This is a genomic window from Bacillus sp. EE-W1, assembly GCF_009760835.1.
Lineage (GTDB): Bacteria > Bacillota > Bacilli > Bacillales > Bacillaceae_G > Bacillus_A > Bacillus_A wiedmannii.
Window position 1 is genome coordinate 18,414 of record NZ_WIPE01000120.1, and the last position, 11,373, is coordinate 29,786.

12 protein-coding genes are annotated in these 11,373 nt (G+C 38.6%); 1 reads left to right on the forward strand and 11 read right to left on the reverse strand.

The features are described 5' to 3' along the window. Positions 1–167 precede the first annotated feature (167 nt). The 7 genes from GFJ36_RS27220 to spo0F all read right to left on the reverse strand — a co-directional run bounded on the left by GFJ36_RS27220 (position 168) and on the right by spo0F (position 7,237). The gene (locus GFJ36_RS27220) at positions 168–752 is read right to left on the reverse strand and encodes a thymidine kinase (protein WP_157349807.1); all 585 of its coding nucleotides are present in this window, start codon (positions 750–752) and stop codon (positions 168–170) included. Between the two features lie 110 nt (positions 753–862). Next, positions 863–1,108 (reverse strand): type B 50S ribosomal protein L31, encoded by a 246-nt coding sequence (locus tag GFJ36_RS27225; protein WP_000643447.1) that lies wholly within the window; start codon positions 1,106–1,108, stop codon positions 863–865. Between the two features lie 321 nt (positions 1,109–1,429). Continuing rightward, complete coding sequence (gene rho / locus GFJ36_RS27230) at positions 1,430–2,701, reverse strand: transcription termination factor Rho (RefSeq protein ID WP_001053898.1); 1,272 nt, start codon at positions 2,699–2,701, stop codon at positions 1,430–1,432. Between the two features lie 394 nt (positions 2,702–3,095). Next, on the reverse strand, positions 3,096–4,061 hold the full coding sequence (gene glpX, locus GFJ36_RS27235; RefSeq protein ID WP_000442336.1) for a class II fructose-bisphosphatase: 966 nt from the start codon (positions 4,059–4,061) through the stop codon (positions 3,096–3,098). Positions 4,062–4,177: 116 nt separating this feature from the next. Then, a complete protein-coding gene (gene murA / locus GFJ36_RS27240) occupies positions 4,178–5,467 on the reverse strand; it encodes a UDP-N-acetylglucosamine 1-carboxyvinyltransferase (protein WP_097889524.1) in 1,290 nt (429 codons plus the stop codon). Positions 5,468–5,799: 332 nt separating this feature from the next. Beyond that, positions 5,800–6,657: a class II fructose-bisphosphate aldolase gene (locus GFJ36_RS27245; RefSeq protein WP_001131858.1), complete on the reverse strand. Its 858-nt coding sequence runs from the start codon at positions 6,655–6,657 to the stop codon at positions 5,800–5,802. A 211-nt stretch (positions 6,658–6,868) separates the two neighbouring features. Next, positions 6,869–7,237, reverse strand: coding sequence for a sporulation initiation phosphotransferase Spo0F (gene spo0F / locus GFJ36_RS27250; RefSeq protein WP_000398593.1), 369 nt, complete (start codon positions 7,235–7,237; stop codon positions 6,869–6,871). Positions 7,238–7,439: 202 nt separating this feature from the next. On the opposite strand from spo0F, the gene GFJ36_RS27255 reads away from it, so the two are divergent. After that, positions 7,440–7,964, forward strand: coding sequence for a DUF2529 domain-containing protein (locus GFJ36_RS27255; RefSeq protein WP_000912405.1), 525 nt, complete (start codon positions 7,440–7,442; stop codon positions 7,962–7,964). Between the two features lie 33 nt (positions 7,965–7,997). Here GFJ36_RS27255 and pyrG read toward each other — a convergent pair whose 3' ends face one another. From pyrG to GFJ36_RS27275, 4 genes are all read right to left on the reverse strand, one after another. Next, the gene (pyrG, locus tag GFJ36_RS27260; RefSeq protein WP_000170450.1) at positions 7,998–9,605 is read right to left on the reverse strand and encodes a CTP synthase; all 1,608 of its coding nucleotides are present in this window, start codon (positions 9,603–9,605) and stop codon (positions 7,998–8,000) included. Between the two features lie 257 nt (positions 9,606–9,862). Next, positions 9,863–10,390 carry a DNA-directed RNA polymerase subunit delta gene (rpoE, locus tag GFJ36_RS27265; RefSeq protein WP_157349808.1) on the reverse strand — a complete coding sequence of 176 codons (528 nt, stop codon included), beginning with the start codon at positions 10,388–10,390 and terminating at the stop codon, positions 9,863–9,865. Between the two features lie 154 nt (positions 10,391–10,544). Further along, a complete protein-coding gene (locus GFJ36_RS27270) occupies positions 10,545–11,174 on the reverse strand; it encodes a TetR/AcrR family transcriptional regulator (protein ID WP_048542708.1) in 630 nt (209 codons plus the stop codon). Between the two features lie 66 nt (positions 11,175–11,240). Then, on the reverse strand, positions 11,241–11,373 hold a 133-nt coding region (locus GFJ36_RS27275; protein WP_269217316.1), incomplete at its 5' end, for an acyl-CoA dehydrogenase family protein.

The following is an 11,373-nucleotide window of genomic DNA, read 5'->3' on the forward strand; positions in this document are numbered from 1 at the left end:
CGAGAGAGTGAAATGGCCGGAGATTCTAGCCGCTGGAGCTAGATAATATTTAAAAGCGCAAGCGGCTCGCTCAGCTCTGACTGCCTAAAGTTCTTAGCTGTACAAAGAGCCGGCCACCAATCTTCATCTATTTTCGAAAAAAACCCGCTCTACATAGCGAGTTTCATTTATCTTTGTTTTGTAGGTACTGCATGACAATGACGACAACGTGGTTCATACGATTCTGAAGCCCCAACTAAAATAATTGGATCATCAAATGTCGCTGGTTCTCCATCGATTAAACGTTGCGTACGACTTGCAGGAGATCCGCATGCAGAACACACTGCCTGCAACTTAGTTACATGTTCAGCAATCGCCATCAGCTGAGGAACTTGTCCAAATGGTAGACCACGGAAATCTTGGTCTAATCCAGCTACAATGACACGATAGCCACGATTTGCCAATACTTGCACCACTTCCACAATGTCCCCATCAAAAAATTGTACCTCATCGATTGCAATAACATCCATTTCTTCTGCTACATGGTTAAATATATCTTTTGAAGCTGAAACAGGAACTGCTTTAACCTTTAATCCATTATGTGATACAACATCTTCTTCACTATAACGATTATCAATACATGGTTTAAATACAATCGCATGTTGTTTCGCAATTTGCGTACGTCGTATACGGCGGATGAGCTCTTCTGATTTTCCAGAAAACATACTCCCGCAAATCACTTCAATCCAACCATTTTGATTCATTAAGTACATTGAGCTCTCCTTTCATCTACTTTCCTAATCCAAAGTAGGGTAAAGGTTTAATATTTTTGCAAAAAAAACAGACAAGCGAATACATACACTTGCCTGTTTTATGTTCTTTATTACTTGATACCGTATTTCTTATTGAAGCGGTCAACACGTCCGTCTGCAGTAGCAAACTTCTGACGTCCAGTGTAGAATGGGTGAGAATCAGAACTGATCTCAATTTTTAGTAATGGATAAGTGTTACCATCTTCCCACTCAACAGTTTCGCTAGAGCCTTTAGTAGACCCGCTTAAGAATTTGAAGCCTGTGTTCGTGTCCATAAATACAACTTTATTGTAATTTGGATGGATTCCTGCTTTCATTCTTTTCATCTCCTTCCGCCCTGAATCATTTTCGAAACAGAGTTTTTCATCTTCAGCTGCTTGCACAACTATATTGATGAAACACATATGATGAAATTATAACAAGGCTAACTCCATTTTGCAACTACCTGTTTTTGTCTTTTTAAAATTTAAAAGCGCAACCGGCTCGTTCAGAATCCGGGACACTTCAAACTCTCGACCCAAATATAATTTTTATCTCAAAAAATAAAATTTTTCCCATATATTACTCTCTCTAATATTCCCTTAAAAAACATAAAAAACTCGCTTACTACGAAATAAGCGAGTCTCAATCTTTTCCCTTTACTTAGTTGTTACATATCTTTTTGAGTCTGCAACAATGTTTTGTAAAAATTCTTCATTTGTCTTTGTTTGACGAAGTTTACGTAAGAAACCTTCGACAAAGTCTGGTGTATCACGCATTGTTTTACGAATACCCCATAGCTTGTCTAAATGTTCTTTCGGAATTAATAGATCTTCTTTACGTGTACCAGAACGGCGAATATCAATTGCCGGGAAGATACGACGCTCAGCTAATGAACGATCTAAGTGAAGTTCCATATTTCCAGTTCCTTTAAATTCTTCGTAAATTACATCGTCCATACGAGATCCTGTATCAACAAGCGCTGTTGCTAAAATCGTTAAGCTACCGCCTTCTTCAATATTACGTGCAGCTCCAAAGAAACGCTTCGGTCTATGGAAGGCAGCTGGGTCGATACCACCCGATAATGTTCTACCACTTGGCGGAATAACAAGGTTGTAAGCTCGCGCTAAACGGGTAATACTATCCATTAAAATGATAACATCTTTTTTGTGCTCTACAAGACGCATTGCACGTTCTAACACAAGTTCTGCTACTTTAATATGATTTTCTGGCACTTCATCAAAAGTAGAGCTTACAACATCTCCTTTAACAGAACGTTCAATGTCTGTTACTTCCTCTGGACGCTCATCAATTAAAAGTACAATTAATTCAGCTTCCGGGTGATTTGTTGTAACACTGTGTGCGATTTCTTTTAATAGACTTGTTTTACCTGCCTTTGGAGGCGCGACAATTAAACCACGTTGTCCAAATCCAACTGGTGCGATTAAATCCATGATGCGTGTCGGTAACTTTTTCGGTTCCGTTTCCAATTTCATTTGGCGATCTGGGTATAATGGTGTTAATGCAGGGAAATGCACACGCTCTTTTGCTGACTCTGGATCATCTCCGTTTACAGCTTCAACTTGTAATAATCCAAAATAGCGTTCATTTTCTTTCGGAGGTCGTACTTTACCAGAAACCTTGTCTCCATTACGTAAATCGAAACGACGAATTTGCGAAGCTGAGATATAAATATCTTCTGAGCTTGGAGAATAGTTGATAGGACGTAGGAATCCAAATCCTTCTGATTGAATAATTTCTAATACGCCTTCCATGAAGAAGAAACCTTCTTTTTCTGCTCGAGCTTTTAGGATAGCGAAGATTAACTCTTTTTTCGTTAATTTGCTATAATACGAAATCTTAAATTCTTTCGCAAGCTCGTATAACTCTTTTAATTTCATGTTTTCTAATGCTGCAATTGACAAATTCATTCAGACACCACACTTTAACGTTATTCTCTTTTCACATGGGTAAAGGGAAAAAATACGGAAGGCAAATAATTAATAATGAAAGGCAATAAGTTCAAGTAGGGTAATATTCACTATTGTAACCCTTTTATCTAGTTTTAATCAATACGTTGAAACACAAATACAAGAAGCGAAGACAAGAAAATTTGTCTTCGCTTTTATTTAACCTAGTTCCAGTAGCTAGTATGGTCAGGAGCTACAATGCCCTGCGATTCTGAACGAGCCGCTTACGCCTTTTACTTAATCCAGTTCCAGCGGCTAGAATCTCCAGTCATTTCACTCTCTCGCTCGAAGCAAAAAGCGCTTCAAGGTCGAGAGTTCCAATGCCCTGCGATTCTGAACGAGCCGCTTGCACTTTTTATTTAATAACCAAGTTCGGTTTTTTATTCAAGCTATGACGTCCGTCTACGAAGCGTACTGTGCCTGATTTTGCACGCATAACAAGGGATTGTGTTGTTCCTACGCTACCTTTAAATTGAACGCCGCGTAATAGTTCTCCGTCTGTTACGCCTGTTGCCGCAAAGATTGCATCGTCACCTTTTACTAAGTCTTCCATGCGAAGGATACGATTTATATCTTCAATACCCATTTTTTTACAACGAGCTAATTCAGCTTCATTTTGAGGCAGAAGCTTTCCGTGGATTTCTCCACCTAAACATTTTAATGCAACTGCTGCTAATACACCCTCAGGTGCTCCACCAGAGCCGAATAAAATATCTACACCTGTGCGATCAAATGCAGTGTTAATTGCTCCAGCCACATCGCCATCGTTAATTAATTTAATACGAGCACCAGCTTTACGAATTTCTTCGATAATCGCTTGATGACGTGGACGGTTTAAAACTGTCGCTACAACATCTTCAATATCTTTATTTTTCGCTTTCGCAACCGCACGTAAGTTATCGATAATAGGCGCATCAATATCGACCGCCCCAACCGCTTCTGGGCCAACCGCGATTTTATCCATGTACATGTCAGGAGCATGTAACAAATTACCATGATCTGCAATTGCAATAACAGCAAGAGCATTCCATCCACCAGCTGCTACGATGTTTGTCCCTTCTAAAGGATCAACCGCAACGTCTACACGTGGTCCATATCCTGTACCTAATTTCTCTCCGATATACAGCATTGGTGCTTCGTCCATCTCGCCTTCACCAATTACAACTGTACCTTTCATCGGGATTGTATCAAATACATCACGCATAGCTGATGTTGCTGCACCGTCTGCCTCATCCTTTTTCCCGCGCCCCATCCAACGCGCTGATGATAATGCTGCAGCCTCTGTTACACGTACTAACTCCATAGATAAACTTCTTTCCACGATAATCCCTCTCCTTTAAGTCTTTATATTTCTGCCGTATTTTGTGAACCGTGTTTCTCTACAAAGTATACTTCCGCAAGTAGTGATGCTTCGCTTCCCCCTTGCGGAAGTATCACTTATGCGTTCTTCATCTCTTCAATTTCTTGGTTTGTCATTTGTTCTCGCCAAATATTTGCGCCAAGACCTTTAAGCTTGTCTACTATATTTTCATAACCTCGATCAATATGCTCAAGTCCGGTTACTTCTGTAATTCCATCCGCCATTAACCCTGCAATAACAAGAGCCGCTCCAGCTCGCAAATCACTTGCTTTCACTTTTGCACCTTGCAATAAAACAGGACCAGTTACAATTGCCGAACGACCTTCCACTTTAATTTGTGCATTCATACGACGTAATTCATCAATGTGTTTAAAGCGTGCGCCGTAAATCGTATCCGTTACAACACCCGTTCCGTGCGCCTTTGTTAAAAGCGTTGTAAATGGTTGTTGTAAATCTGTTGGGAATCCTGGATATACAAGCGTTTTTATATCAACTACTTTTAACCTTCTATTACCGTTCACTGTAATTTGGTCATCGTTCGTTTCAACTTGGACACCAGCTTCTCTTAACTTCGCTGTAACTGACTCTAAATGCTGAGGAATCACATTATCAACCGTTATTTCTCCTCCTGATGCAGCTCCTAAAATCATATACGTACCCGCTTCAATACGATCCGGAATGATCGTATGGTGACAACCGTGCAGTGAATCCACACCATCAATTCGGATTACATCTGTGCCCGCACCTTTAATGCGTGCACCCATGCTTGTTAACAATGTAGCTACATCAATAATCTCTGGTTCTTTCGCTGCGTTTTCAATAACAGTTCTACCTTTCGCTCGCACAGCTGCTAGCATAATATTAATTGTAGCTCCTACACTAACAACATCTAAATAAATACGTGCCCCGCGCAATTCATCTGCTCTTAAATAAATCGCACCCTGTTCATTCGTAACATGTGCACCTAACGCTTCAAATCCTTTAATATGCTGATCAATAGGCCTCGGTCCTAAATGACATCCACCTGGAAGCCCAATAACAGCTTTTTTAAAACGGCCAAGCATCGCACCCATTAAATAATAAGAAGCACGCAATTTTTTCACTTTTCCATTCGGTAAAGGCATTGCAACCATGTTAGAAGGATCGACTATCATCTCTTCCTCCTGTCCATAAGCTACTCTTCCTCCAATCTCCTCTAGCAAGTCTCCTAACATTTTCACGTCCGAAATATTAGGGACACCACCAATAGTTACTGGAGTATCTGCTAAAATTGTCGCTGGAATTAGTGCAACGGCGCTGTTCTTTGCACCACTCACTCGAATTGTTCCATTTAAAGCTCTTCCGCCTTCAATTAGCAATTTTTCCATATTGAGCTCCCTTCTTGTGAATGTATTTACTTTCTATATCCTTATAGAAAGCTCCCCTTAAGAATCTCAATCACTCTTTCCACCCTAACACTCAATAAATAGGAAACCATTATCTTCATTTCTCCCGTAGTACGAATAGATAAAGATTAACTATTCATCGAATTTACATTATCAATTTAGATACATTATCACATTTATTAATAGGACTATGCACATTATTTTCTATTTCAAAAACAAAATGATAAAAATCTTTCGACTTGTTCACGCTTTCATTATACAACGAAAGGAAACCGTCTAAAAGACTAGACGGTTTCCAAAACGGAATTTTATTCTTACGCTTTACCGTTAGAACCGAATTCACGCATTTTACCAGCAACAGTTGCTTTAATAGCGTCGCGGCCAGGTCCAATATATTTACGAGGATCGTAAACTTCTTGGTCTTTGCTTAATGCTTCACGAACAGCTTTTGTAAACTCAATTTGGTTCTCAGTGTTTACGTTAATTTTTGAAGTACCTAAAGAAATAGCTTTTACGATATCAGCAGTTGGGATACCAGTACCACCGTGTAATACTAAAGGTACGCCAGTGAAGTCACGAACTTGTTCCATTTCAGCGAATCCTAAGTTAGGCTCACCTTTGTAAGGACCGTGTACAGAACCTAAAGCTGGAGCTAGGCAATCGATACCTGTTGCTTCAACAAGGTGCTTACACTCTGCTGGATCAGCGTAAATTACGCCTTCAGCGATGATGTCGTCTTCTTGTCCGCCAACTGTTCCAAGCTCAGCTTCAACAGATACGTTACGAGCGTGTGCGTATTCTACTACTTTTTTAGTAGTTTCAACGTTTTCTTCGAATGGGTGGTGAGAAGCGTCGATCATTACAGATGTGAAACCTGCATCGATTGCTTCTTTACATTTTTCGAAGCTTGAACCATGGTCAAGGTGAATCGCTACAGGAACAGTGATGTTCATTTCTTCGATTAAAGCTTTAACCATAGCTACAACTGTTTTGAAACCAGTCATATGACGAGCTGCACCCTCAGATACACCTAGGATTACAGGAGACTTTTCTTCTTCCGCAGCAGCTAAGATAGCTTGAGTCCACTCTAAGTTGTTCATGTTGAATTGACCAACTGCGTATTTTCCTTCTAGTGCTGTGTTTAGCATTTCTTTCATAGAAACTAAAGGCATGGTGAATCCTCCTAAAAAACGTTTTTTGTATCCGATAAGTTCTTATCGCTGGTAGTATGACCAGAATAAGGTAAAATATGTATATTTACATACCGGACTTTTTTCTACACTCAATAGGATAACAACTTGTACTCAAAAACTCAACCGTATTCACCTGCTCAATAGTCCATGTAAACGCTTTTTTCCATATTTTTTATAAAAAATTCATTTTTTACGCCTCTACAGCAAGCTGTTCTCTCACCGCTTGACGAATCTCATCAATATCAAACGGTTTAGCAAAGTGCATTAAAGCTCCTAAATCTTTCGCTTCTTGGATCATATCAAGCTCTCCGTAAGCAGTCATTAAAATTACTTTAATACTCTCATCAATTTCCTTTACATGTTTTAAAATCTCTATACCATCCATACCTGGAATTTTCATATCTAACACTACTAAATCTGGATTATCTTTTTTCACGATATCTAAAGCTTGAAATCCATTCGCTGCTTGGAATGTCTGATAACCTTCTTTTTGGAACACTTCATGTAATAGCACACGAATGCCATATTGATCATCAACGATTAAAATTTTACCTTCCATAACTCCCAACCTTTCTGTGTAAATACAAGATTTAAAGCTTCTTATATCTTAACGATTAATTTTCGCTATTCTTTGGCAAATTCCTTCCTATTCTTTCTTATTTTACCGTTTCCTATTTTGTTATGCTACCCTTCGATTTCACCTTTCTAAAAAAATAAACTATAATGAAAGCCGGTAAACACGTACGAAAGGGAGTAACATTATGTTAAAAATTTTTTCAACTCAATTAAGTGGTTATTTCTCCAGAGTTTCTCAAAAAGAAGAAATGAATATAGAAGATAGCGCCCGTCTACTTGCTCAAGCATTAGTTGGCGACGGTTTCATTTATTTACATGGTACAAATGAAATGGAGGGCGTTGTCGCTGAAGCATTATTCGGTGCTGAGCCAATGAAGCAAGCAAAACGATTATTTGAAAATGGTAAAGAAGTAGAAGTAACTTCTGCAGACCGCGTACTTCTTATTAGCCGTTTTTCAACAGATGAAGAAGTTGTAGCAATGGCAAAAAAACTTCAAGCTGATGGACACTCTATTGTCGGCATCTCTGCTATTCAAGAAGGTACTGAATCCCTAGAACAATATACAGATGTACATATTGATACTAAGCTGTTAAAAGGCCTTATTCCAGACGATGAAGGCAATCGCTACGGATTCCCAAGTTTAATGATAGCTTTATTTGCATATCATGGGATCAAATTTACAATCGATGAAATGTTAAATGAATATTAAAAAAAAGCGCCCTATTTCAGGCGCTTTTTTTTATTACTTGCTCTCTTTATTCGTAATAGAAGCACTTACGAAGTCATGGAACAATGGTTGTGGACGGTTTGGACGAGATACAAGTTCTGGATGGAACTGTGCTGCCACGAACCAAGGGTGGTCTTTTAATTCAATGATTTCAACTAGACGACCGTCTGGGCTTGTACCAGAGAATACAAATCCTGCTTTTTCCATATCCGGACGGAATTGATTGTTGAACTCATAACGATGACGATGACGCTCATATACAACCGGCTCGTTGTAAGCATTGTAAGCATTTGTTTCTTCAGCAAGCTTACATGGGTATAGACCAAGACGAAGTGTGCCACCTAAGTCTTCTACATCTTTTTGTTCTGGTAATAAGTCAATGATTGCATAAGGTGTGTCAGGATTAATTTCAGAAGAGTTAGCTCCTTCTAATCCTAATACGTTACGTGCGAATTCGATTGATGCAAGTTGCATACCTAGGCAAATTCCTAAGAATGGAACTTTGTTTTCACGAGCATATTGAATTGCAACGATTTTACCTTCTACACCACGATCGCCGAATCCACCAGGTACAAGGATACCATCTGTGTCACCAACTAATTCTTGTACGTTCTCTGGTGTTACGTGCTCAGCGTTTACCCATTTCACTTCTACATCTGTGTCGAATGAATAACCCGCATGACGAAGTGCTTCTACAACAGAAATATATGCGTCTTGAAGCTCTACGTATTTACCAACAAGAGCAATTTTTGTTTTCTTAGAAAGGTTACGTACTTTATTAACTAGCGCAGTCCACTCTGTCATATCTGCAGCTGGATTGTCTAATTTTAAGTGATCGCAAACGATTTGGTCCATATTTTGCTCTTGAAGAGATAATGGAACCGCATATAAAGTATCTGCATCGCGTGCTTCGATAACTGCTTTTGTATCAATGTCACAGAATAATGCAAGCTTGTCTTTCATATCTTGAGAAACAGGCAATTCTGTACGAACAACGATAATATTTGGTTGAATACCTAAGCTGCGAAGCTCTTTAACGCTATGTTGCGTTGGTTTTGTTTTCATTTCACCCGCTGCTTTTAAGTACGGGATTAACGTACAGTGAATGTACATTACATTGTCACGACCGATGTCGCTCTTAATTTGACGGATTGCTTCTAAGAATGGTAGAGACTCGATGTCACCAACAGTTCCACCAATTTCTGTAATAACAACGTCCGCGTTTGTTTCGCGACCAGAACGGTATACACGCTCTTTAATTTCGTTAGTAATGTGAGGAATAACCTGAACTGTTCCTCCTAGGTATTCACCACGACGCTCTTTTTGAAGAACTGAAGAGTAAATTTTACCTGTTGTTACGTTGCTGTATTTGTTTAAGTTGATATCGATGAAACGCTCATAGTGACCAAGGTCTAAATCAGTTTCTGCACCATCATCTGTTACGAATACCTCACCGTGTTGGTATGGGCTCATAGTCCCTGGGTCTACGTTAATGTATGGATCAAACTTTTGAATCGTTACGTTTAAACCACGATTTTTTAAAAGTCTTCCAAGAGATGCTGCTGTAATACCTTTTCCTAAAGACGATACTACACCGCCTGTTACAAAAATATACTTAGTCATGAAAAAGCTCCCTCCTATTTTGCTGTTATATAATCACCGTTGCAAAGCGCAACGTATGTAGATAACACTGTATCCATCTTATTGTTAGACTCTTTTTATTTTCTAAACAAAAAACAAAAAAGAAAATTGCTCCCCTCATCACATAAAGTAATAAGTAGGGAGCAATTTTCTTTTATATTTACACTTTAAAAGTATTATCGTCCTTTTTTAAAGAGCCCAAAAATGATTCTACATGGACGATAATGAAAAGTCAAGAACTACAGTTCTTCCTCTTCTTCTTCTTCTTCAGCTTCATCGTACTCAAGTTCTTCTTCGGCGAAGTCATCGTCATCATCTTCATCTAAATCATCAAGATCATCGTCGTCTCCGTCTTCTTCTTCAAGAACCTTGTCCAAATCTTCTACCTCTTCTTCATTTGCGTCTGCATCGTCGAAGTCTTCATCTTCTTCGATGTAGTCGTCAAAACCGTCCTCTTCAACTTTACGTTTCTTCTTCGGTTTTGGCTGAGGTAAGATTTCTTCATCAATTTGCTCATATGGGTACCAGCTACGTAGTCCCCAACGATTTTCTCCTAAATTAATGAAACGTCCATCGATGTTTAAATCTGTATAAAATTGTGCGAGTTTCGCATTAACTTGCTCTTGAGATAGTCCCAGCACTTGAGCGATTTCTCGAACCAACTCGTTGAATGTCGTTGCTTGTCTTTTATCCCCTAAAACGCTATGTACAACTTCAATCATTGAACATTCTTTTAGCTCTTCTGGTGAATATTGCTTAAAATTCACTTATGCGGCACTTCCTTTCTTCAAATATAACCTTATATATAACGGTCTGCTTAAAAAAATCCATACTATTCATTATAAACAAAAGTCGCACAAATATGCTACAAAAAAAACGGGAAACTTTAATATGATAATAAAATTATAATTTGTCTATTCCTTATTTCGGAAACATATGCGCTCCTTGCAGTACATACCTAATTTGCATTTCTGTATATTCTTCAAGCGTATACAGTTTTTGCAGGGCCCAACGTCTAAATCCCCACATTTGTCCTTGTATGAAAATGTTATGTGCAAGAAGCTGTATCTCTTTTTTATTTAATGTAAATGTCCCATTTTCTGTACACTGCTCTAAAATATTCTCAAACATTCCGACCATTTGAAACTCTTTTTCTAATACATATGGGAGTGATTCTTTCGGTAAAAAACGTACCTCTTGATACATAATTAATACTTCTTCTTGCAATTCATCCATCACTTTAAAATAATTCTTTATCGCTATCTTTAAGCTTTCTATACTTCCCTTCTCTGTACACACTACTTCCTCTAATCTTTCTTTTACATGTTCATAAATACTATCACAAACTAAATATAAAACATCATCTTTTGTACGAATGTACTCATAAAGTGTTCCAATACTAAACCCAGCCGCCTTCGCAATCTCTCTCGTTGTTGTACGTGGGAACCCTTTTTGCTTAAACAATTGCACCGCACCTTTAATCATTTGTTCACGTCTTAACGCAACTAATTTTTCATCTTTCACGGACGCATGTACATTATGTTTAACCATCCCCTTCACCTCTCTCTATTATTTTTTGGAAGGAAAAAGCGTAGGAAAATACCTACGCCTTTGCTCCTACTTCGTTAACATACGAGAAATTACAAGCCTTTGAATCTCTTGTGTTCCCTCATATATTTGTGTAATCTTTGCATCGCGCATATAACGCTCTACTGGATAATCTTTCGTATAACCGTAACCACCAAATACT